Raw genomic sequence first — 22930 nt, 5'->3', positions numbered from 1 at the left:
ATCAGGGCGCGATCAGGATCGCGCGGAAATCGTTGACGTTGGTCAGGGTGGGGCCGGTGATGACGGCGTCCCCCAGTGCTTCGAAGAAACCGTGTCCGTCGTTGTTGGCCAGCGCGTCCTGGGGGCGGATGCCCAGGGCCCAGGCGCGCCGCAACGTGTCGGGTGTCACGATGGCGCCGGCAATCTCTTCCTGGCCGTCCACACCATCGGTGTCGCCAGCCAGCGCATGAATGCGCGTGTCGCCGCGCAGTGCCAGCGCCAGGGCCAGCAGGAATTCGACGTTGCGGCCCCCGCGCCCCTTGCCACGAACGGTGACGGTGGTTTCGCCGCCGGACAGCAGCACGCAAGGCGTGGGAAACAACTGGTGGCTGGCCGATTCCAGCGCCAGCGACCCGAGCACGAGCCCGACATCGCGCGCCTCGCCCTCGATGGCATCGCCCAGCAGATGCACGGACAGTCCCGCGTCTTGCGCAACGCAGGCCGCCGCCTGCAGTGCCATGCGCGGTGTGGCGATCAGCGTGGTGTCGATGCGCGGCAACCTGGCATCGCCGGGTTTGACGGTTTCGGCCACGTCCGACTCCAGTACACGCATGACGTGCGCGGGCAGCGTCAGGCCGTAGCGGCGGACCACGTCGAGCGCGTCATGGCGCGTGGTGGGGTCCGGCACGGTGGGCCCCGACGCGATATCGATCGGATCGTCGCCGGGGACATCGGACAGCAGCAGGTTGCAGACGCGCGCCGGGTAGCAGGCGGCCGCCAGGCGCCCGCCCTTGATGGCCGACAGATGGCGCCGCACGCAGTTCATCTCGGTGATCGTGGCGCCACACTTGAGCAGTGCCCGATTGACGGCCTGCTTGTCTTCGAGCGAGATGCCCGCCAGCGGCAGGGGCAGCAATGACGATCCGCCGCCGGAGATCAGGCTCACCACCAGATCGTCGCCGGTTAGCCCGGACACCAGTTCGAGCATGCGGCGCGCGGCGTCGTGGCCGGCGGTGTCGGGCACCGGATGCGCGGCCTCGACGATCTCGATGCGCTCGCATGGCACGGCATACCCGTAGCGTGTGACCACCAGACCTTCCAGCGGCCACGGCCAGGCGGCTTCGAATGCCTGCGCCATGGCTGCCGATGCCTTGCCGGCACCGATCACGATCGTGCGTCCCTTTGGGCGTTCGGGCAGATGGCGTGCCAGCGTTTGCGACGGCTGCGCGGCGGCGATGGCGGCGTCGAACATGCGGCGCAGCAACGCGCGGGCCTGTGTGTTGTCGATGGTCATCGTCGTCGGCCTCAGTGCATCAGTCCGGCGTGGGCATCAGCGGCGCGAGACAGGCGCGTTCCCAGCGAGGGTGCTTCCACGGGCTCCACCAGCACTTCAGGGTCGTCCACGAGCTTGCCGTCGAGCGCGTCTTCCAGTTGCTTCTGGTCGATGGCGCCCACCCAGCGGGCGATGGCCAGTGTCCCTACCGCATTGCCGATCGTGTTGGTGAGGGCACGTGCTTCGGACATGAAGCGGTCCACGCCGAGCAGCAACACCATGCCCGCGACAGGAATCTTGCCCATCGATGCCAGCGTCGCCGCCAGCGTGATGAAGCCGGAGCCCGTGACGCCGGCCGAGCCCTTGGACGTCAGCAGCAACACCCCTAGCACCACGAGCTGGTCGGTCATCGTCAGCGGGGTGTTGGTCGCCTGGGCAATGAAGATGGCGGCCATCGTGTAGTAGATGCACTGGCCGTCGGGATTGAACGTGAGGCCGGCCGGTACGACCAGGCCCACGACGGGCTTCGACACGCCCGCGTTTTCCAGCTTGCGCATCAACTGCGGCACCACCGATTCCGACGAACTGGTGCCCAGCACCGTGAACAGCTCGTCGCGGATGTAGCGCAGGAATTTCCACAGGCTGAAGCCCGCCAGCCGCGCTACCCCGCCCAGCACGATCACCACGAACAGGAAGCAGGTGAGGTACATGGTGCCCATCAGCTTGCCCAGCGACACCACCGACCCCAGGCCGTACTTGCCGACTGTGAAAGCCATGGCGCCGAACGCGGCCAGCGGCGCCAGGCGCATCACCATGCCCACCACCGAGAAGATGCCGTGTGTGAACGAATCGAGAAAGTCGACCACGGGCTTGGCGCGTGGGCCTATATGCGACAGGGCGATGCCGAACAGCGTGGCAAACACCAGGATCTGGAGGATGTCGTTGCGCGCCAGCGAATCGATCACGCTGGTCGGCACCATGTTCATCACGAAGTCGATGAACGAGTGCGGCTTCTCGGCAGCATGGGTGTAGTTGGCAATGGCCTTGGCGTCCAAATGCGCCGCGTCGACGTTCATGCCGGCACCCGGCTGCACGAGGTTCACGACAATCAGGCCAAGGGCCAGCGCAAACGTGGAGAGAATCTCGAAGTAGAGCAGCGCGCGAACGCCCACGCGGCCCAGTTCCTTCATGTTCTCCATGCGGGCGATGCCGAGCACCACGGTGGCGAAGATTATCGGCGCAAAGACCATCTTGATGAGCTTGATGAATACGTCGCCAAATGGCTTGAGGCTGCTGCCGAGATCGGGGTAGAACACGCCCAGCGCAATGCCGGCCGATACGCCGAGCAAGACTTGCACGTACAACTTGCCCAATAGCCGCTGAATCATGGCTGTCTCCTGATGATTCGAGGGATTCGCCTGCGGTCGAAGGCTCTGCTGGCCGTTGTCGATTACCCGCAAGGGCGCAGACGCATGCACGGGACGCGCGTCTGCCAGCGCCCGGCGATGGCCGGGCGCGAAGGGTGTGGCAGGTAGAGTGGCGGGTGGCCGCCTGATGGCGGCCGCCTCCGCCTTAAGCTGCCTTGGCCTGCTTGGCTGCAGCCAGGAAGTCGCAGACCGCCTTGGTGACGTCAACCGTCTTGGCCTTGCCGCCGAGATCGCCGGTGTGCAGCGCCGGGTTGGCGGTCACGGCTTCGATGGCGGCCATCACGCGCTGCGCGGCGGCGTTCTCGCCCAGGTGTTCGAGCAGCATGACCACCGACCAGAACGTGCCGACCGGGTTGGCCAGGCCCTTGCCCATGATGTCGAAGGCCGAGCCGTGGATCGGCTCGAACATCGACGGATAGCGTCGCTCCGGGTCGATGTTGCCGGTGGGCGCGATGCCCAGGCTGCCGGCCAGCGCCGCAGCGAGATCGCTCAGGATGTCGGCGTGCAGGTTGGTGGCGACGATGGTGTCCAGCGTTTTGGGCCGGTTCACCATGCGTGCGGTGGCGGCGTCAACGAGTTCCTTGTCCCACGTGACGTCGGGGAAGTCCTTGGCTACCTGCACGGCCACTTCGTCCCACATGACCATGGCATGGCGCTGGGCATTGGACTTGGTGATGACCGTCAGCAGCTTGCGCGGACGCGACTGCGCCAGCTTGAACGCGAAGCGCAGGATGCGCTCGACGCCGACGCGCGTCATCATCGATACGTCGGTGGCGGCCTCGATCGGATGGCCCTGGTGCACGCGTCCGCCCACGCCCGAGTATTCGCCTTCAGAGTTCTCGCGCACGATCACCCAGTTCAGGTCTTCCGGCGCGCAGCGCTTGAGCGGGCCGTCGATGCCGGGCAGGATGCGCGTCGGGCGTACGTTGGCGTACTGGTCAAAGCCCTGGCAGATCTTGAGTCGCAGGCCCCACAGCGTGATGTGATCGGGAATCTGGTTGTCGCCGGCGGAGCCGAACAGGATGGCGTCCTTGTCGCGCAGGGCGTCCAGGCCATCGGCCGGCATCATCACGCCGTGCTGGCGATAGTAGTCGCCGCCCCAGTCGAAGTTCTCGAACTCGAAGCGGAAGTCGGCGCCAGCGGCCGCCAGCGCTTCCATGACTTCACGGCCGGCGGGAACCACTTCCTTGCCAATGCCGTCACCCGGGATGGTTGCAATCTTGTACGTCTTCATCTTTCGTCTCCTGTCTTGCTGTCTGGTCTGTCGATCTGGTGCCTTCACCGCTGCTGAGAGCGTTGGACGGATTCTGGACGGTGGACGAAGTTTTGGATCGCGACTAAAGTTAAACCATTATTAACCTGCAGGTTGAAAGTGAGACATGGCTGCCCCTAGCGCTATCCAGCCCGCCGAGCTGGGCTTCTTCACGACATTGGCGACGGCCGGCAGCCTCAGCGCTGCGGCACGGGACCTTGGCATCACGACGGCAGCCGTCAGCAAGCGGCTCGGGCAGATGGAAACCCGCATCGGCATGCCGCTGGTGACACGTACCACGCGGCGCATGAGCCTGACGCCGGAAGGGGAGGTGTTGCTGGAACATGCCCGGCGCATCCTTGGTGAACTGGACGACCTGCAGCAGTTGCTGACCAGCGCCAAGGGCCGGCCGAGCGGCCTGCTGCGCGTCAATGCCACGCTGGGGTTCGGGCGCATGCATGTGGCGCCGGTTATCGCCGAGTACAGCCGGATGTACCCGGAGGTCGACGTCCAGCTACAACTTTCAGCAGACCCGCCGCCGCTCAGTGAAGACGCGTTCGATGTCTGCGTGCGATTCGGCGAGCCTCCCGACGCCCGCATCGTGGCGCGCAAACTGGCCCCGAACCGGCGCCTGCTGGTGGCCTCGCCGCGTTATCTGCGCGAGCACGGCACGCCGCAAACGCCCGACGACCTGCGGCGCCACAACTGCATTGGCATCCGCCAGGGCAGCGACGCCTACGGGGTATGGCGGCTGACGCCGGTGAAGGGCTCGAAGGCGCGCACCGAAGCGATCCACGTTCGCGGAAACCTCACCACCAACGATGGCGAGATTGCTGTGAACTGGGCGTTGGAGGGGCACGGCATCGTGCTGCGCGCCGAATGGGATGTCGACCGCTATCTCCGCAGCGGACGGCTGGTGCAGGTGCTGCCGCAGTATGCGACGCCGGAAGCCAACATCTACGCGGTCTACCAGCAGCGGCACCAGTTGTCGTCGCGCATCAGGCTGTTCGTGGATTACCTTGGCAAGGCATTCGCGGCGTTCGGCCAGACGGATCCGGCCTAGTCCTCGAACTTCTCCACCAGAAAATCCACGAACGCCCGTACCCGCGTCGACATGTGCCGGGCGTGCGGGTACAGCAGCATGAACGGGCGCGAGCTGCCGCCGAAATCCATCATGATTTCCACCAGCGAGCCGTTGCGCAGGTCTTCCTCCACGACGAAGCGGTAGGTCTGGAACAGTCCGGCGCCGGCGCGCGCCAGCGTGGCGCCGCCCAGCACGTCTTCCGATGCCGAGTACGTGCCGGTGGTCACCACTTCGGTATCCTCGCCGTCCACGCGGAACTGCCACGGTATGCGGCGGCCGCTGCTTGGGAGTTCGAACTGGATGCAGTCGTGCGCGAGCAGTTCTTCCAGTGACTTCGGTGTGCCATGGCGCTTCAGGTAGGCCGGGGTGGCCACGACGACCAGTTCGGCATCTTCCAGCTTGCGGGCGATCAGTCCCGAGTCGTCCGGGACGCGGCCACGGATGGACAGGTCATAGCGGTCGTCGGAGAAATCCACGTTCCGGTTGCTGATGTGCACGTCGAGCTGGACTTCGGGATAGCGCTCCCGGAACGCCGGCAGTATCGGCAACACGCGATAGTGGGCATACGGCGTGGGCATGCTGATGCGTAGGCGCCCGGCGGGCGTTGCATGCTGGCCGCTGATCTGCCGCTCGGCTTCCACCAGTTGCGCCAGGGCCGTGCGGCTTTGCTCGAAATACGTCCTGCCTTCGTCCGTCAGGCGGATCTGGCGTGTGGTGCGCACGAACAGCCGCACGTTGAGACGTTCTTCCAGCCGCGACACGCTGCGGCTCACCGCGGCGGGCGTCACGCCGGCGGCGACGGCCGCCGAGGTGAAGCTGCTGAGTTCGGCGGCCAGGCAGAACAGTTCGATGCTGCCAAGCTGGAGATCGTCAAATTGTCGCTTCATGGTTTTTTGACACCGTGTAATGACTGTTGTTGGCGCTGCGTTCTTCAATGCCAGGCCCGACGTCGCCAGAATCCTCCGGTCGATGTTCGGACATTGTAGTGAAAACGCGTCACCGGTCGCACTGTCGCCGATGACCTCCCATGAAATGAGAAAAAGAATGGAATTGATTTATATCGGCGATCCGATGTGCTCGTGGTGCTACGGATTCGGCAAGGAAATGACGGAAGTACAGGCGCGCCACCCCGAACTGCCCATGCGGATCGTGGTGGGTGGCCTGCGCGCTGGCGCCACCGACGTGCTGGACGACGCCGGCAAGCGCTTCCGGCTGCAGCACTGGGCCCGCGTGGAGCAGGCCAGCGGGCTGCCGTTCAATCGCGACGCACTGATGGCCCGTCAGGGCTTTGTCTACGACACCGAGCCAATCTGCCGGGCCGTGGTGACCGCGCGCCGTCTGACGCCGGAGGCCGATCTGCTGGCCGTATTCCGCGCATTGCAGCACGCGTTCTACGTGGATGGCCTGGTCACTACCGATGGCGAAGTTCTCGCGCAGGCGGCGACGGCAGCCCTGGCGAAGCAGGGCCAGCAGATCGACGTGGCAGCGTTTGTGGCGGAATGGGCCAGCCAGGACGCCATCGCCGAAGCCGCCGCGGATTTCCGTACGGCACGGTCCTGGGGGATCAACAGCTTCCCCGCGCTCGCGCTGCGCAACGGCAACGAGCTGTATGAGGTGGTGGGCGGCTACGCTTCCGCCGACGCCATCGATGCGGCGCTGCAGCGCGTTGTGGCGAAGATCAGCGCCACGGCCTGACGCTGCGTAGAAATAAAGAGGCTCTCCCGCCGGCGGTGCCGGCGAGGAGAGCCAGAAGTCTCAAGCCAGAAGGATCAATCCGTTCCCAGGGCCGGAAAGCGCGGAACGACATGCGTTGCCAGTTCCTCGATCACGGCTTCCGCAGGGCGATTGCCATACTTGAGGTTGAACAGCACGTGGTTGGCACCCGCCCGTTCCAGCACTTCCAGATGCCGCATCAGCCAGCTCCGTCCCAGGCGATGGCCGCCGTGGATCGGCGTGGGCGAGATATCGGGATCGGCCGTCAGGTCGATGTGATAGGGCTGGGCAAACGGCTTGAACGCACCGGGCGACACCGTTTCGACCGTGCTGTGCCATTGGCGGATCAGGTCCACCTGGATGTCCATGCGACGCGGATACGTGATCCAGCCATCGGACTTGCGGGCAATCCAGTCGACCGACTGCTGGCTGTTGCCGGTGACGATCAGCGGCACGCGGCTGGCAACTGGCTTGGGCACGACATCCGCGTCACGCAGCACGCCATAGGTCCCGTTGATCTGCGGATACTGGTTGGCCCATGCGGTCCGCAGATAGGCCACCTGTTCCTGGAACAGCGCGCCGCGTTCGGCGTGTTCCACGCCAAAGGCCGGGAATTCCACTGCGCGGTCGCCCGAGGCGATGCCCATCACGAGCCGTCCTTCGGACAGGCGGTCGATGCTGGCAGCCGCCTTGGCCGTGTGCAGCGGATGACGTAGCGGCAGCACGATGGCGGCGGTGAACAGTGCGATGTCGGTCGTCTGGCCGGTGACATACCCAAGCCAGGCCCACGGATCATGGATCTGACCGAGGTCACCGAACGATGGGTCCCGCAGCGGCACGTCGCGAACGCCGAGTGCCGCGAATCGCGCCTGCTCGGCGACTTTGGCCAGGCGGATCTGGTCGGCCATCGTCGGCGCATCGCCCTGGTAGGACTCGATCGCGAACAGCACACCCAACGTCAGCCGGCCGGGCGCGAACATCCGCGAGAAGCCGGGGTTGGCCTGAGGCCGGATATCAGCGGCTGGATTCAGCATGGCGGCCTCCGTGCGTGGGTGCGTGGGCGTGGGTGTGTTCGACGGCTCCCTTGCGCCACACGAACGTATAGGGGATCTCGTTCAGAGCCGCCGCGTCGAGCGATGTGCCACGCGGCAGTTCGTCGGCCCAGTGGTCTTGCGACAGACCGGAATTATTGGAGGCTATGGTGGTCATGGCTGCGCCTTACTTGCCGAGGTTGCCAGTGGCCTGGCCCAGGTTCTTCTCGATGTCGCCGGGCTTCTGCAGGCCCTGCTCGACAAGCTTCTTCAGGCGGGCTTGCGTTTCGGGGCGGCCTACCGATGCGATGAAGGCATCCCAGATCGGCTGCATTTCCGCGTCGGGCGGCAGGCTGGCCACATCGACCAGACGCTTGGTGTCGACGATGGCCTGCCGGTCGAACGATGCAATGCGGCGCGCCAGGCCATCCACGAACTTGTCGAGCTTGGCATCGGGCAGGGCGCGATTCACATAGCCGTAGCGCTCGGCGATGTCGCCATTGATGTCGTCGGAGCCAATCAGGATTTCGATGGCGCGGCCGCGACCGACGAGTCGCGGAAGCCGCGCCTGGGGTCCGCCGCCGGCCACGAGCCCGGCGCCGACTTCCCATTGCGACAGCACCGCCTTCTCGCGGCTGGCAAAGCGCATGTCGGTTGCCAGGATCAACTCGCTGCCGATGCCGGTGGCACGGCCGCGAATCGAGGAAATCGTCACCACGGGCAGACGGGCAATGCGCACCATCATGTCGGGCACCGGGTGCATGCCCGTGGGGCCAGGCTTCATGCCTGTGGATTCTTCCAGCGGGGTGAGCAGGTCGTAGTGCGCGGAGAAATAGCCCGGTACCGCGCTATCGAACACCACTACCTTGACCTCCTTGTCCGCCTCGATCTGCCCGACGATGGCGGCCAGTTCGCGCACCTCGTTCGGGCCGATGATATTGAGCGGGGGATTTGCGAGGGTGACCTTCCAGTAAGCCGGCGTGACGCGCGTCAGGCGAACGTGCGCTTTCGCCGTTGCCGTGGCGGCCGGTGCGGCTGCCGTGGCGGCGTTCGCCGGTGCGGAGCCGGCCGCGTGGGCATGTGGCGCATACGCACCGGCGCCGATGATCATGGAGGCGGCCGCGACGGTAATGGCTCGGGCGATGCTGGTGCGTGCTGCAAGTTGGGAAGTACGCATGATGGTCACCTTTTTCTGGATGGATACGGGCATCCGGCAGCGCTTGTTCGGAACGTTTTCGTTCGCGTGCTGCCGTTTGAGAACAGCCTATATGGCGGGATGCCACCCAAACAGATGTGAACCAGTACAAGACTTTTGCGTCTTGAGAACGTATCCGGCCCGGCAAGCGATGCTGTGTGGTCCGAGCCACCACCCGGACATCACACGTCACCGTTCTTCGGGTCTAGCGGCAGCCGGGATTGTCGACAAAGACGAAATTCGTCGACGGGCTGCACGCTGGCCGTCTTATCCAGACAGGCGTTCGGTATCCGGCATGACAAAGCGGTGCTCGATCAGGTCGGATTGCGGATGGTAGTACCGCAAGGCCATGGCAAATCGTCCGCGTGGCGCGGGTAGCCAGTTGGCCGCGCCTTCCGCGGGGGGCTCGCACTGGATGCTGAGATCGAGGGACCCGTCGGCGTTGCGCGTCAGGCCCGGCGTGCGGTCGCCAATGGCGTAGCGCTGGATCGGATTGGCGGTGAAGAAGCGTCGTCCGTCCGGCTCGAATTCGTACATCGACAGCGACCAGAACGCGTTCACGGGCATCTGGGCCGGCACATGCAGCCGGTAGCGGTGGGCGCCGTCGAGCGTCTGGCCATCGCCATCGGTCAAGGCGCTGGCGTAGATGGCTTCCGCACGTTCAAGCGCGCCCAGGCCCACCAGCGAGATGTAGGCGCGATACACGTAGTCGTCGCCAAAGTTGCCGATATGGTCCATGCCGCTGAACCACGACCCACGTGGCCCGCTTCGGCGGATGCTGCCCTTGGGCGGATGCTCCAGGTCGTGGCGCAGCGCGGGCCACAGGCGCGTCCATGCCTCCTGCATCGCTGGCGACAGCCTGTCCCACGCGGCAAGGTCGCCGGCGCGGATGCCCAGGTCGTCGAACGCGGCCACCATCGCGGCTTCATGCGCGGGCACGCGATTGCGCGCCAGGGCCTCGTTGACCAGGGACAGGTACGCGGCAGGACGGGTCTCGTCGGGCGTGGTCTGGAAGCGCGTGGCCGGGGCCGGGTCGGTGGCGAGCGTCATGTCGGCCTGAAGGGCGTGCACGCGCGCAAGGTCTTCGGGACCATCGACGAGTACGCGGGCCAGCAGCCAGACGTCATTGCACGGCGCGCGCACCAGGGTGGCGTGCTGGGGCAGATTGGCCGTTGCATGAGCGTGATGGTCGGGGCCGGCGATGACGAACACATGCGCGCCCGGGCCATTGGTGCGCGGCCCCAGGCAGGCAAAGTTGTTGGTGAAGGCATCCATCAGTGCCACGCTGTAGTAGCGCTCGCCCATGTCGGGCACGGTCAGCGTGGCGGGTCCGTTGGACAGGTCGAGCCACGCCGATGAGTAGAGCGTGTCGTTGTTGGGCATCGTCACCTGGCGGGCGCGGTCGTCCAGCAGTTGCCGGTTGTGATGCAGCTGGTTGGCCGGCTTGCCGCGTGTGGTCTCGTGCTGGGTGAAGCGCCAGCGGGTGCGTGCCAGGTCGTGCAGCGGAAACGTGTAGATGAAGGCGTCATGGATGCGCTGGTCCAGCGCGGTGCGGCTTGTCGTCATGCGGGGTCTTCCTTGACTTTGAATGGTCAGTCCACAGTGATGTGGTTGGTGCGAATCACGTTGCCCCAGGCCAGGACATCGTCGCGAACCGTCTGTGCAAACTGTGCGGCGGTCTTGATCGGCGGATCGGCCATGTTCATCTGCACGAATCGCTCGCGCATGTCGGCGCTGGCCAGTGCGCGGTTCACCTCGGCGTTGAGTCGCTGGACGATGGCATCGGGCGTGCCCGCCGGTGCGAACAGGCCGTACCAGCTATTGGTGTCGAACGGGTAACCCTGCTCGGTCATCGTGAGTACGTCCGGCGTGGCCGAGCCGCGACGTGTGCCGCTGATGGCCAGCGCCCGCAGCTTGCCGGCGCGGATCAGCGGCAGTGACGATGATGTATCCACCCATCCCACCTTCACGATCCCGCCCTGCATGTCGTTCAGGATCTGCGGCACGGTCTTGTACGGCACGTGGCGCATGCGGATGCCGGTCTGCATGCGCAGCGCCTCCATGGTCAGGTGGCCGCCGGAACCGATGCCCCACGACGCGTAGTCGTAGGCATCGGGCCGTGCCCGCACGTGCGCGACGAATTCCTTCAGGTTGCGCGCCGGAAAGTCGGGCGTCACCACCAGGAAGTTGCCGCCCGCGCCCACTTGCGCGATGGGCGCGAGGTCGCGCAGCCCGTCGTAAGACATCTTCGGTTGAAGGGTCTGGTTGATGACCACGGTGGCGGCGTAGGTGAACAGCAGCGTCTGGCCGTCCGGCGCCGCCTTGGCGACGATGTCGTTGCCGATGATGCCGGTGGCGCCGGGCTTGTTGTCGATCACGAAGGGCTGGCCCAGCCGCTTGCCGATGGCTTCCGCCAGTGGCCGGGCGAAGAGGTCGGGGCCACTGCCGGCCGATGCCGGCACCACCAGCCGGATCGGACGCGCGGGCCATGTGGCCGTGGCGTGGGCCGGGCGCAGCGCAAGGCCCGCGCCCATCATGGCGAGCAGCCGCAGGGCATCGCGCCGGCTGCGAACGGATGTGTCGTCGAGATGCGTAGGCAGGGTCATGACGGGCGCGCCTCAGTGAATGCCGAAGTTGTCGTCCGACCCGGCTTCCAGCACCATCGCCGCCGCCACGAACAGGCTGCGCGACACGTAGCTGCGAACCTGTTTGGCGCGCACGCGCAGCCACTCGGCCTTGAGCTGGCGCGCCTCCTGCACGTGCGGCGAATCCCCGGACGCCTGCGCCAGCAGGTCGATCACATGCAGGGCTAGCTGGGTGTCGCCGCGTTCGGCCAGCGCGCGGGCGTGGCGCACCACGGCGGCGTGATCGGAGATGGCCGCCGCAATCTCGCTGGCCACCGCCGTGGGGCTGGCCGGATGCAACGTGGTGGCGTTGCGGTCCCACCAGCCGTTCTCGGAGCGGTAGATATCGCGCGCGATATAGCTGGGGTCGCCGTAGGTGGGCTGCATCCATGGCTGTTCGAACAGATCGGCCGGCGGCTGCAGCGCGGCAAGCATTTCGCGCTCGTTGCACCCCGCATTCATCAGCCGCACCACTTCCTCGCGCATCCAGCGCAGGGCCGCCGCCGTGTGCAGCAGCACGTGCTGGCAGGTTTCCTCGCCGTGCAGCGTGGCGCCAAATTCGCGCACCACGGTCTCGGGCTGCAGGCTGGCCAGGCGTTCCAGCGTCTCGGCCCAGCGCACGGTGTCGCGCATGGTGCGGAACGGTGTGCCGATATTGGGGATGGAATCGATGATCGCCGGGCCGCCGTACAGCAGCCGGATACCGGGCAGCCACACGGCTACGGCGTCATCGGTCTCCGAAGGCGCCCACAGGATCTCGGCACGGCGGCTGCCGTGTCCCACGGTGATGCCGTCGTCGAACGTCTCGGTGGGCATGCTCTGCCGCAGCTTGCCGGCCAGCACACCGCTGCCGTGGCGGAACTGCACCTCGGCCATGCGTTCCTGCATGCGCATCGTTTCGCCATAGCGACGCTGGCGGGCCAGTACGTTGACGTGGGCCAGGATGCGTGGCGCCGCATCGCCGCGCTTTGCCGCGTGGTCGATCCATTGCTTCACGCCGGCGTTGTAGCCCAGGTGCCCGTGGCTGTAGCAGATCGCCAGCACGGGCAGGTCGGTCTGGGTGCGCAGCACGTCGATCATGCCGGCCGTCACGCCGCCGCCGGGACCGCTGTCGACGACCAGCAGGCCGCCGCCCACATCGGCCACGAAACTCTGGCCCTGGCCGTGCAGCAACCAGATACCGTCTCCAATGGCGTCGATGCCGCGGCCCGTGATCAGCGCGGCGGGACGATCCTCGATTGCGTTCATGTGCTTCCCCCTCCCAGTTGGCGAAGGGGTATTCACGCGCAGATGCAGGACTATAGGCAGTGGGGAAAATCCCGGCGCGGCCCGGCGCTGCACCCGCCGGCGCAATGCTGGCGCGCCCTGGCGGGTGTTACGGAATTTCAGGTGTGAACCAGCGGTTAACGCCCGCTGCTGGCAGGGAGTTCCCGCCGGGGCAACGCTGCGTTAGCTGGCCAATGCCGGCACCGGCGGCACCAGCGGCGTTTGCCGGCGCAGCGGGCTGTCGGGCATCTTGCTCAGGTAGTGCACTTCGCGGCGCAATAGTTTGGCGAACTGTTCGGCGACGGGCGTCATCGGCGAATCGGCGCGGTAGATCAGGCTGACGGCGTGGCTGGGCAGCGGGTCTTCGATCGGCAAGGCCACCAGGTTGGCATTGGCCAGGCGGCCGGGCACCAGCTGGCGCGGCAGCAGGCACAGCAGCGCGCGGTCTTCGAGCAGCGTCTGGATCATGCCGATGGTGTCGCAGCGCACGGCCACGCGCGGCAGCGGTAGGCCGCGGGCCCGGAAGGCGTCCATGATGGCGGCGCCGGGACCATGCATGCGCTGCCCCGTCAGCACCCACTCCGAGCCCACCAGCTCGCGCAGGGTTCGGGCATCGCGCAGCGGATGTTCGCGATGCGCCACCACCACCGAATCATTGTTGTAGAGCGGTTCGCTGACGAATTCCCGCTCGATGCCCTCGTCGGGAATGGGGCTCAGGGCCATGTCCATCGCGCCGGCACGCAGGTCCGTCAGGTGGGCGGGATACACGCCGCTTTCGATGCACACCTGCACGTCGGGATGCTGCGTCCGAAAGCGCTTGAGCACCGCCGGCAGCAGCAGATGTGCCGGCCCGCCCGTGGCGCCGATGCGCACCACGCCGTTACGCGTGCCAAGCATCTGGGCCATTTCATCGGCGGCCTTGCGGGCCTCGCTGGCAATCAGTTGGGCGCGGCGCAGGAACGCCTCGCCGTAGCGCGAGAGCACGATGCCACGCGTGGTACGCGTCAGCAGTGGCACATGCAGCTCTTCCTCAAGCTGGCGGATGCTCTTGGTGATGGCCGGGGCCGACACGTCGCGCGCCTTGGCGCCGGCACGGATGCTGCCGTGCTCGGCCACGGCGATGAAGTCCTGAACCTGGCTCAGTCGCATGGTGTTGTCTCCTGTCGCTAGGCGCTCGTGGTGACGCCCTGCGCGCCAGCATAGCGCCAACCGGACGCCTGCGGGATAACCCGTGGTGCTAACCACTGGTTTACGCCGCAGCGATCTGGGGAGCTGCCGCATCCGATGCACGTGCCGCATGATCCGTTTCCATCGATGCCCACACGGCATGCATACGGAAACAGGATGCACACCCATCAAGACTTGCCGCTGGCCGGCATTCGCGTGGCGGAATTCGGCCAGTTCATCGCGGCACCCGGCGCGGCGATGTTGCTGGCGGACCTGGGCGCCGACGTCATCAAGGTAGAACCGCTGCGTGGCGACAGCGCGCGGCGTTTCGACGGCACCAGCAACCAGAGCCCGATGTTCCTGGCCTACAACCGGGGCAAGCGCGCCATCGCGCTCGACCTGCGCCAGCCGGCGGGCGCGCAGGCGGCGCGGCAACTGGCGATGTCGTGCGACGTGGTGCTGCACAACGCGAGGCCCGGTTCGATGGAGTCGCTGGGCCTGGACGCCGCCACGTTGCGCCAGGCGCGTCCCGAGCTGGTGCACGCCAGCGTGACTGGCTTCGGCACGCGTGGCCCGTCGCGCCTGCGGCCCGGGCTGGACATCGCCGCGCAGGCGGAAAGCGGCATGATGTCGGTGACCGGCGAGGCCGGCGGCCAGCCGCTGAAGGCCGGCTTTGCGCTGATCGATGCCGCCACGGCGCTGGCCACTTCCAACGCCATCGTGGCGGCATTGTTCCGGCGCTTTCGTACCGGCCTTGGCGATACGATCGAAACGTCGCTGCTGACCGTGGGCGTGCATCTGCAGGCCCAGCTCTGGGCGGAATACCAGTGCTCCGGCGCGCTGCCGGTGCGTAGCGGCAACAGCCAGCCCAAGGCCGCACCGGCGGCCGATGTCATCGCCGTGGCGGACGGCCACCTGGTGCTGTCCGCCTACCTGGACGAACACTGGGCGCGGTTGTGCACGGCCATCGGCCAGCCCGCGCTGGCCACCGATGCCCGCTTCGCCAGCAACCCGCTGCGGGTGCTGAACCGGCCGGCCATGCTGGCCATCCTGCACGACGCCCTGCGCGGCCATACCGGCGAGGAAGCGCGCGCGTTGCTCGAACGGCATCAGGTGGTGGTGGGCGTGGTGCGCGACTACCGCCAGGTCGAAGCCAGCGCTGACGTGCGCGCCAACGACCTGCTGATGGCCGTGGCCGATGGACTCGGCGGCCAGCTCACCCTGCCGAGCCTGCCGTTCCAGATGGGATCGGTACCTCGTGCAACGGACCCCGTGGTGCCGCGTCTCGGCCAGCACACGGTAGAAGTGCTCGGCGAGCTGGGCTACACCGCCGATGCCATCGACGCGATGGCCGCCGAGGGTGCCGTCGGCGTCGAGCAAGGAGCACAGGCATGACAAATTCATCTTCCGTGCTCGTGTCCCGCCACGAAGGCTGGGCGGAAATCATCCTGAACCGCCCCGAGACCCGCAATGCCATCGACATGTCCACCGCCGAAGCGCTGGCCGAAGCCATCGCGTTGCTGGAAGCCGATGCCGAGGTGCGGGCCATCGTGCTGCGCGGCGCGCAGGGCGCGTTCTGCTCGGGGCTGGATCTCCAGGCGCTGAAGCAGCATCCGGATGGCATGGCCGGCTTTGCCGCGCGCTGGGATCGCGTGCATGCCGGGCTCATCTCCAGCCGCAAGGCGTGGATCGTTGCGCTGGAGCGCCATGCGGTCAACGGCGGCGCGGCGTTGGCACTGGCGGGCGACCTGCTGGTGTGTGGAGAGGGGGCATTCATGCAGATTGCCGAGATCCGCATCGGCATGAATGCGCCGCGCAATATCGCCTGGCTGGCCTTGCGGCACGGCGAAGCGGTGGCTGCCCGGCTGTGCCTGCTGGGCGACCGGGTGCCGTCGGCGGATCTGCTGCGCCTGGGCATCGCCACCGAGGTGGTGGCTGACGCCGACGTGGTCGAGCGTGCGCGAGCGATGGCGGCAACCGTGGCCGGCTGCGCGGCCGGCACCGTGCGCGAAATCAAGGGCACGCTGCGCGCCGCCAGCGCGCGCATGGCGGCGGCGCAATGGTTCGATGCCTGCCGCGATACCGGTGTGGAGGTGCGGCATGGATGATTTCGATACGTTGCGCCAAGAGGTGCGTGCCTTCGTCGCCGAGGCGCTGCCGCATCGCGTCCGCGAGAAGGTCCGGCTCGGGCTTGAAGTGGGCAAGGAGGAAATGGTGGACTGGCAGCGCCGTCTGGCCGAACGCGGCTGGCTGGCGCCGCACTGGCCGCGTGCATGGCAAGGCCAGGACTGGAGCGCCGCAAGGCGCGCGGTGCTGCAGGAGGAGCTGGTGCTGGCGCATGCACCGGAGACCGGCGGGATCTCCATCGAGATGATCGGGCCGATCCTGATCCGTCACGGCACGCCCGCCCAGCAGCAGCATTTCCTGCCGCGCATCCTGAGCCAGGAACACTGGTGGTGCCAGGGGTACTCCGAACCGAACGCGGGGTCGGACCTGGCGTCGCTGACCACGCGCGCCGTGCGCAAGACTCGTGCGGATGGCTCGGCGTACTACGTGGTCAATGGCAGCAAGATCTGGACGTCGTACGCGCAATACGCGGACTGGATCTTCTGCCTCGTGCGTACCGACGTGGATGCCCGCGCGCAGGAGGGCATCAGCTTCCTGCTGATCGACATGCGTAGCCCGGGCGTCAGCGTGCGGCCCCTGATCGGCATCCATGGCTGGCACCTGTTCAACCAGGTGTTCCTCGATGACGTCGAGGTGCCGGTGGAGATGCGCGTCGGCGAGGAAAACGCCGGATGGTCCATCGCCAAGTCGCTGCTGGAACACGAGCGGCTGAACCTGTCGCGCGTGGCCGAGAACCGCAGGCGGCTGGCCAAGGTGCGGGCCATCGGCAATGAGGTCGAGGAGGCTGGCGAACCGCTGATGCAACGCCCGTGGTTCGCACGGCGCTTCCATGCGCTGGAAGTCCGGCTGGAGACGCTGGCGGCCACGGTGCTGCGTTTCCGTCGGCTGGAACGGCAGGGCGCGGCGCTGGGGCCCGAGACCGGCATGCTCAAGCTGATCGGCAGCCAGTTGATCCAGGACATCGAGAACCTGGCCGTCGATGCATTGGGACCTGACACGCTGGCCTACGACAGGATCGCGCATTTCGAGCCCGCCGAACCCGGCGCGCAGGAGACGGGGCGGTCGCCCTATGCGGCGGCGGCATCGGCGCGGCGCTTTGTGACGCGCGGCTACACGATTGCCGGCGGCACCAGCGAGATCCAGCACGAGTTGCTGGCCAAGCAGGTGCTCGGGCTCTGAGCCCATCAATGATGACGACACGGACAACCATGGTGGAAGACGACGATATCGAGGCACGTCGCATGTTGCTGGACAGCGTGCGGCGCTACGTGGAACGCGACTACCGCTTTGCGCAGCGCAAGGCGGCCATGGACGCGCCGCAAGGCTTCTCGCGTGCGGCGTGGCGGCAGTTTGCCGACATGGGCTGGCTGTCGCTGGGGCTGCCGGAAGCCTGCGGCGGGGCCGGCAGCGTGATGGACCAGGTGGCGCTGGCCGAGGCCCTGGGCCGGGCCTTGCCGGTGGAGCCGTGGTTGCCCAACACGGCCTTGTGCGCCCCGCTGCTGGCGGCATCGGACCTGGCGCCGCAACGCGTGCTGGCGCAGGACATCGTCGAGGGCCGCTTGCTGGCGGCGTTGGCGGGATACGAGAGGCAAGGGCGTCACGATGCGTTCGACATCGCCACGCAGGCGCGTCAGCGGCCGGACGGCCAGTGGCAGATCGATGGCGCCAAGACGCTGGTGCTGGGCGGGGGCTGCGCCGACCTGCTGCTGGTGCTGGCGCGCACGGGCGGCGAGCGGCGCGACACGCTGGGCCTGACGCTGTTCGCGGTGCCTGCTGGCACGCGGGGCCTCAGTGTGCAGGCGCTGCCCACGTACGACGGTCGCCAGACCGCCACGGTGGCATTGCGACGCGTGATGGTTGCCGACGACACGCGCGTCGGCCCGGTCGATGGCGCGTGGCCACTGGTCGAGGCGGTCATCGACCGCGCCACGGTCATCGCTTGCGCGGATGCCGTGGGCGCCATGGCGCGCGCATTGGAGCTGACGCGCGACTACGCGGTGACGCGCCGGCAGTTCGGACGCGCCTTGAGCGCCAACCAGGTGGTGCGCCATCGGCTGGTGGACCTGTTCGTGAGCATCGAGCAGTCGCGGGCAATCACCGAGGTCGCCGCGGCGGCTCTGGATGGCGATGCTGTCGCGCGCCGGCACGCGGTGTCCTGCGCCAAGGCCTTCGTTTCCACGGCGGGTCGGGCGCTTGGCGAGGACGCCGTGCAGCTGCACGGGGCCATCGGCATGACCGAGGAAGTGGAAGTCGGGCACTGCTACAAGCGGCTCGCCGCGCATGCCAACCTGTTCGGCGATGCCGACTGGCATCTGGCACGGCTGTCGGCCATCGAATCCGTGGCGCAGGCAGTCGCCTGAGCCGCATCACACCAGGCGCGCGAGACGCCTGTTCATGACGTGCCGGCCATGTACCGGCAATAACGGCCAATGTGCCGTGACGGAGACAGCAACATGCACAGCCAGACATCCGGTGTCCGCGTGGCCTTGCCGGCCATTGCCGCGACGCTGGCGGTGTTGTCCGGCGTGAGCCCCGCTCATGCCGAGACCGCACCCGCGCCCTATCCAACCCGTCCGATTCGCCTGCTGGTGCCGTCCGGTGCAGGCAGCGTGACCGACCAGACCGCCCGGCTGGTGGCCGAGCGGCTGACGGCTTCGCTGGGCAAGCCGGTGGTGGTGGACAACCGCCCCGGCGCCAACGGCATCATCGCCAGCGAACTCGCGGCACGCGCCGAACCCGATGGCTACACGCTGCTGTTCACGTACTCGGCCACGATGACCGTGAACCCGTGGACCACGGCCAACTTGCCGTATGACCCGGTGAAGGATTTCACGCCCATCGCGCGGCCCAGCGCGCCGGGCGGCAACCTGCTCGCGGTGACCTCCACGGTGCCGGTGCGCAACCTCAAGGAACTGATTGCCTACGTCAAGGCCAGCCCCACCGAACTGGCGTACTGCTCCTGGGGCGTGGGCTCGGGCGGGCACCTGGCGATGGAATACCTGAAGGCGAAGACCGGCATCCGCGTACGGCACGTGCCGTACAAGACGGCCGTCCAGTGCACCAACGACCTGGCGGCCGGACACGTGACCATCGCCTTCACCGACTCGGCATCAGCCATTCCGCATCTCAAGTCGGGCCGGATTCGCGGCATCGCCGTCTCGGGCCCCGAACGCATGCTGCCCGCGCCCGATGTGCCGACCATGAGCGAGCAGGGCGTGCCATTCGACCAGGCGAGCTGGCTGGCGCTGTTCGGTCCCAGGGGTCTGCCCGCACCCATCGTCGCGCGGCTCAATGCCGAGGTGAACCGCATCCTGCAGTCCCGCGAGGAGCAGCAGCGCTTTGCCACGATGTACCTGCGGCCCGGCAAGCCCTCTACGCCGGAGGAACTGGGGCAACTGGTGCGTGCGGACCTGGCGGCGTGGGGCGACGTGGTCAAGCTCGCCGGCGTGACACCGCAATAGTCCGGCAGCCGGACCGGCCGGATCACCCGGCACACAGGCACATACGACACACATAAAGAAAACAAACAGAACGGGAGACAGCAGCGTGAGCAATCGGAGCAGCAGCGAGAGGAGCAGTGACGCAAACAGTGGGAAGGGCAGCCGGCGCGGTATCGCGCGATACGTCGTCGGCGCGGGTCTGGTACTGACCTGCGGCAGCGCGATGGCCATGACAATGCAGTTGTTCGGCGTGGTCGACGCATCGATCGAATATGCCAAGGGCTCGCAAAGCGTGGTGCGCATGCGCGAGGGCCAGCAGGCGGCATCGCGCTGGGGCCTGCGCGGCATCGAGGACCTGGGCGGTGGCACCAAGGCCAACTTCCTGATCGAGTCCGGTTTCAATATCGATACCGGCGCCGAATTCTTCGGCAATGGCCGGCTGTTTGGCCGGCAGTCGTGGTTGGGGCTGTCCAACGACACCTGGGGCGAAATCCGCCTGGGCCGACAGTACACGCCGTCGTTCTACGCCTTGCTGAGGCTGGACCCGTTCCTGCTGAACGGCATGGTCTCGCCATTCAACCTGCTCAGTGCCACGGCATCGCAGGGGACCGGGCATGTCGCCTATGGCGCGCGCTTCGACAATGCCGTGCAGTACTTCTCGCCAAGCTGGGGCGGGCTGACGGTAGGTGCCGCCGTGGCGCCCGGCGAGGTGCCGGGCAACCCGCGCTCGGGCACCAACTTTGGCATGAACGCGATGTACGAGGCCGGCAACGCCTACGCGTTCTACAGCTACCAGGGCATGTACACCGGCACCAACGTGCCGCAGGTGCCCACGGCGCTGACGTCGAACCACTTCCTGGGCGGGTCCTACCGGTTCAAGCCGGTGGAGTTGGGGGTGCTGTTCGCGCAGGCCAGCAGCCGGCTGGCCAATACGCGGGTGGCCCGCCACTACGGCGTGACCTTCAGCTGGAACGTGACGCAGAAGGACACGTTCAAGGCGGTGGCGATCAAGCGCCAGATACTGGGCGGCGGCGAACGGCCGTGGAGCATGACGCTGGGTTGGGATCACGACCTCAGCAAGCGCACCACGGCCTACCTGCGTGCGGTCTACGTCCATAACAGCCCGGGCGGCAGCGTGACCAACAACAGCATCGCCATCGATCCGGGCAGTGGTGATGACGCGCGGTCGATCAGCATCGGCCTGCGGCATCGCTTCTGATCGCTGGCCATCCCGGGGCGGGTGCATCCCGCCCCATTCCCCTAGCCTTGCCGCACCGTCCGGCGCCACAGCACCGGCCCCACCGATGCCAGCGCCACGCCGGCCACGATCAGCGTGCAGGCGACGAAGATCGGCGACCAGTCGCGTCCGGTGACCTTGCCGGCCAGCGCCAGGCACAGCATCGACAGCACCGGGGTGCTGTAGCCGAGAATGCCGATCTGCGCGGCGTTGCCCAGGCGCATCGCGCGATCCCACAGCACGAACGAGATGCCGAGCGGACCCAGGCCGATGGCCAGCACCCATGCCATGTCATTGCCCGTGAGCGCGTAGCGCGGCTCGAACAGGAAGTGGCTGGCGATGGCCAGCAGGCCGGCGCCCAGGCAGAAGCCGCCGACGGCCCACGACGAGAACGGCGGCAGCCAGCGCGCGCCCAGCGAGTAGACCGCCCATACGATGGCGGCCAGCAGTGCCATGCCATAGCCGGCCAGATGAGTGGCGTGGGCCGCGTTGAACGTGAGCGTGCCGGTGCCGGAGGTAATGGCGATCAAGCAGCCGCCAAAGCCGAGCAGGGCGCCCGCGAGCTTGGCCGCGCAATCGACGCCGCGCCACACCGTGGTGCCCAGCAGCACCAGGATCAGCGGCCAGAGGTAGTTGATCAGGTTGGCCTCGGCAATCGGGGCCAACCGGAACGCCATGATCAATCCCGCGTTGTAGACGAACAGGCAGGCCACGCCGAAGGCCAGCGTGCGCGGCGGCACGCGCCAGTCGCGCACGCGATGCAGGCACGTGGCACTGCCCAGGCATAGTGCCAGCCCCGTGAGCAACATCGGCGGCACGTCGGGGGCATGCGACACCAGCGTCGCGAACGACGCCCACAGTACGATTGCGCCAGCGGCGCACAGCCAGGCGGCCAGCGTCATGCCACGGCTCCCAGCGCCGGTGCAGCGTCGTCGTTGGCGTCGGCTTCCACGTTGAAATCGGTCATGCAGTTCAGGTTGAGAGCGCGGATGTGTTCGGTCATGAAGTCGATGAAGACCCGGATGCGGGTGGGTAGATGCTGGCGGCTCAGGTAGCAGATGTAGTGGCCGCGGTCGTCGGGCGCGTGCCGCGCCAGCGCGCTGACCAGTTCGCCGCGCGCCAGGTGATCGCAGATCTGGTAGCTGGCCATCTGGGCGATGCCCCAGCCTTCAAGCACGGCGTGCAGCACCAGGTCGGCGTCGTTGAACGTCATGCGGGCGCGCGGCATGAACTTGCGCACGATGCCGTCCACCTTGAACTCCCATTCGAACACGCGCCCGCTGGCAAAGCGGAAGTTGATGCATTCATGCTGCGCCAGGTCGTCCAGTGTCTGCGGCAGCCCGTGCCGGGCCACGTAGGACGGCGCCGCGCACAACGCCATCTGCATCGGGATCAGCTGCTTGGCGATGATGCTGGAGTCCTCGTTGCGGCCGTTGCGGAACGCCACGTCGATCTGTTCCGACGCGAAGTCGGTGGGCCGGTCGTCAAGCAGCAGGTCGATGGCGATGTCCGGATACGCCTTCACGAACTTGTCCAGCAGCGGTGCCACGATCTTCCGGCCGAAGCCGACCGTGGAGCTGATGCGCACCAGGCCGCGCGGCGGGCCCTGGCGCAGCTCCAGCATGTCGTTCATCGCCTCGACGATGTGCGTGACGCCCTGGTGGCAGTTGTCGAAGAAGCGCTGGCCCTCGCGCGTCAGCTGCGTGGTGCGCGTGGTGCGCAGGAACAGCCGGGTGCTCAGTTGCGTTTCCAGCTTCTGCACGTTGCGGCTGACCGCCGAGCGGCCGATCCCCAGGCGCTCGCCGGCTTTTGCGAAGCTACCCTCGCTGGCCACGGCCATGAACGCCATGATGCCCGCGTAGCTCGCGGCAAAGCTGGTCGACAGCGCATCGGCGCGGTTCGGCAGGCTGAGCCGGAAATTGCGGTCCGACTGGTCGTCCGGCGGCGTCGCTTCCATTTCTACTTTCCCCATGGCATTCCCCAAGATCGGCACTTCCCTCTATCGTTCATTCGGCCCATGCCGTCATACCCAGGTCGTATGCGGTCAACCCGTGGCATGACTGAAGTTTCCCGGTGCCGGCTGCTACGCTGCAGTCCAGTAAAAACCACCACGGC

At 67.1% G+C, this 22930-nt stretch carries 21 protein-coding genes; 8 read left to right on the top strand and 13 right to left on the bottom strand.

Translation table 11 applies throughout. The features are described from left to right. Position 1: 1 nt before the first annotated feature. The 3 genes from MFF62_RS05105 to MFF62_RS05095 all read right to left on the bottom strand — a co-directional run bounded on the left by MFF62_RS05105 (position 2) and on the right by MFF62_RS05095 (position 3913). The gene (locus tag MFF62_RS05105; RefSeq protein ID WP_238260838.1) at positions 2-1273 is read right to left on the bottom strand and encodes a glycerate kinase type-2 family protein; all 1272 of its coding nucleotides are present in this window, start codon (positions 1271-1273) and stop codon (positions 2-4) included. Between the two features lie 11 nt (positions 1274-1284). Further along, positions 1285-2640, bottom strand: coding sequence for a dicarboxylate/amino acid:cation symporter (locus MFF62_RS05100; protein WP_238260837.1), 1356 nt, complete (start codon positions 2638-2640; stop codon positions 1285-1287). Positions 2641-2824: 184 nt separating this feature from the next. Then, positions 2825-3913: a tartrate dehydrogenase gene (locus MFF62_RS05095; protein WP_238260835.1), complete on the bottom strand. Its 1089-nt coding sequence runs from the start codon at positions 3911-3913 to the stop codon at positions 2825-2827. A 145-nt stretch (positions 3914-4058) separates the two neighbouring features. Here MFF62_RS05095 and MFF62_RS05090 point away from each other — a divergent pair, with 145 nt between their 5' ends. Then, positions 4059-4994 (top strand): LysR family transcriptional regulator, encoded by a 936-nt coding sequence (locus tag MFF62_RS05090; RefSeq protein WP_238260833.1) that lies wholly within the window; start codon positions 4059-4061, stop codon positions 4992-4994. Here MFF62_RS05090 and MFF62_RS05085 read toward each other — a convergent pair. Then, positions 4991-5902: a LysR family transcriptional regulator gene (locus tag MFF62_RS05085; protein WP_238260829.1), complete on the bottom strand. Its 912-nt coding sequence runs from the start codon at positions 5900-5902 to the stop codon at positions 4991-4993. The two genes, MFF62_RS05090 and MFF62_RS05085, sit on opposite strands and share 4 nt — an antisense overlap. A gap of 157 nt (positions 5903-6059) precedes the next feature. On the opposite strand from MFF62_RS05085, the gene MFF62_RS05080 reads away from it, so the two are divergent. Next, positions 6060-6710, top strand: coding sequence for a DsbA family protein (locus tag MFF62_RS05080; protein WP_238260828.1), 651 nt, complete (start codon positions 6060-6062; stop codon positions 6708-6710). Between the two features lie 74 nt (positions 6711-6784). On the opposite strand, the gene MFF62_RS05075 is transcribed toward MFF62_RS05080, so the two are convergent. The 7 genes from MFF62_RS05075 to MFF62_RS05045 all read right to left on the bottom strand — a co-directional run bounded on the left by MFF62_RS05075 (position 6785) and on the right by MFF62_RS05045 (position 13993). Further along, entirely contained in the window at positions 6785-7762 is a 978-nt protein-coding gene (locus tag MFF62_RS05075; RefSeq protein ID WP_238260826.1) for an LLM class oxidoreductase, read from the bottom strand. Beyond that, positions 7743-7937: a hypothetical protein gene (locus MFF62_RS05070; protein WP_238260824.1), complete on the bottom strand. Its 195-nt coding sequence runs from the start codon at positions 7935-7937 to the stop codon at positions 7743-7745. The genes MFF62_RS05075 and MFF62_RS05070 overlap by 20 nt, the downstream gene beginning before the upstream one ends. Positions 7938-7946: 9 nt before the next feature. Beyond that, positions 7947-8936: an enoyl-CoA hydratase/isomerase family protein gene (locus tag MFF62_RS05065; RefSeq protein ID WP_238260822.1), complete on the bottom strand. Its 990-nt coding sequence runs from the start codon at positions 8934-8936 to the stop codon at positions 7947-7949. Between the two features lie 285 nt (positions 8937-9221). Further along, positions 9222-10520: a DUF1254 domain-containing protein gene (locus MFF62_RS05060; RefSeq protein WP_238260820.1), complete on the bottom strand. Its 1299-nt coding sequence runs from the start codon at positions 10518-10520 to the stop codon at positions 9222-9224. A gap of 26 nt (positions 10521-10546) precedes the next feature. Further along, a complete protein-coding gene (locus MFF62_RS05055; RefSeq protein ID WP_238260818.1) occupies positions 10547-11560 on the bottom strand; it encodes a Bug family tripartite tricarboxylate transporter substrate binding protein in 1014 nt (337 codons plus the stop codon). A 12-nt stretch (positions 11561-11572) separates the two neighbouring features. Continuing rightward, positions 11573-12826 carry an alkyl sulfatase dimerization domain-containing protein gene (locus MFF62_RS05050; protein WP_238260816.1) on the bottom strand — a complete coding sequence of 418 codons (1254 nt, stop codon included), beginning with the start codon at positions 12824-12826 and terminating at the stop codon, positions 11573-11575. Positions 12827-13027: 201 nt separating this feature from the next. Then, positions 13028-13993 carry a LysR family transcriptional regulator gene (locus MFF62_RS05045; RefSeq protein ID WP_238260814.1) on the bottom strand — a complete coding sequence of 322 codons (966 nt, stop codon included), beginning with the start codon at positions 13991-13993 and terminating at the stop codon, positions 13028-13030. A 195-nt stretch (positions 13994-14188) separates the two neighbouring features. On the opposite strand from MFF62_RS05045, the gene MFF62_RS05040 reads away from it, so the two are divergent. From MFF62_RS05040 to MFF62_RS05015, 6 genes are all read left to right on the top strand, one after another. Continuing rightward, on the top strand, positions 14189-15406 hold the full coding sequence (locus tag MFF62_RS05040; protein WP_238260812.1) for a CaiB/BaiF CoA transferase family protein: 1218 nt from the start codon (positions 14189-14191) through the stop codon (positions 15404-15406). After that, positions 15403-16119 carry an enoyl-CoA hydratase/isomerase family protein gene (locus tag MFF62_RS05035; RefSeq protein WP_238260810.1) on the top strand — a complete coding sequence of 239 codons (717 nt, stop codon included), beginning with the start codon at positions 15403-15405 and terminating at the stop codon, positions 16117-16119. The genes MFF62_RS05040 and MFF62_RS05035 overlap by 4 nt, the downstream gene beginning before the upstream one ends. Then, on the top strand, positions 16112-17317 hold the full coding sequence (locus tag MFF62_RS05030; protein WP_238260808.1) for an acyl-CoA dehydrogenase family protein: 1206 nt from the start codon (positions 16112-16114) through the stop codon (positions 17315-17317). The genes MFF62_RS05035 and MFF62_RS05030 overlap by 8 nt, the downstream gene beginning before the upstream one ends. A gap of 8 nt (positions 17318-17325) precedes the next feature. Continuing rightward, entirely contained in the window at positions 17326-18498 is a 1173-nt protein-coding gene (locus MFF62_RS05025; protein WP_238260806.1) for an acyl-CoA dehydrogenase family protein, read from the top strand. Between the two features lie 93 nt (positions 18499-18591). After that, the gene (locus tag MFF62_RS05020) at positions 18592-19599 is read left to right on the top strand and encodes a Bug family tripartite tricarboxylate transporter substrate binding protein (protein WP_238260804.1); all 1008 of its coding nucleotides are present in this window, start codon (positions 18592-18594) and stop codon (positions 19597-19599) included. A 151-nt stretch (positions 19600-19750) separates the two neighbouring features. Continuing rightward, on the top strand, positions 19751-20797 hold the full coding sequence (locus tag MFF62_RS05015) for a porin (RefSeq protein ID WP_283205314.1): 1047 nt from the start codon (positions 19751-19753) through the stop codon (positions 20795-20797). 41 nt (positions 20798-20838) lie between these two features. Here the strand turns inward: MFF62_RS05015 and MFF62_RS05010 are convergent, their stop codons facing one another. Further along, positions 20839-21717 (bottom strand): DMT family transporter, encoded by an 879-nt coding sequence (locus tag MFF62_RS05010; RefSeq protein ID WP_238260800.1) that lies wholly within the window; start codon positions 21715-21717, stop codon positions 20839-20841. Next, on the bottom strand, positions 21714-22772 hold the full coding sequence (locus tag MFF62_RS05005) for a LysR family transcriptional regulator (RefSeq protein ID WP_238260798.1): 1059 nt from the start codon (positions 22770-22772) through the stop codon (positions 21714-21716). The genes MFF62_RS05010 and MFF62_RS05005 overlap by 4 nt, the downstream gene beginning before the upstream one ends. Between the last annotated feature and the right edge of the window lie 158 nt (positions 22773-22930).

It is taken from the genome of Cupriavidus pauculus, assembly GCF_022179805.1.
Taxonomy (GTDB): domain Bacteria; phylum Pseudomonadota; class Gammaproteobacteria; order Burkholderiales; family Burkholderiaceae; genus Cupriavidus; species Cupriavidus pauculus_E.
Note: the sequence above shows the minus strand (reverse complement) of the source record. Positions and strands in the feature narration are given on the sequence as shown.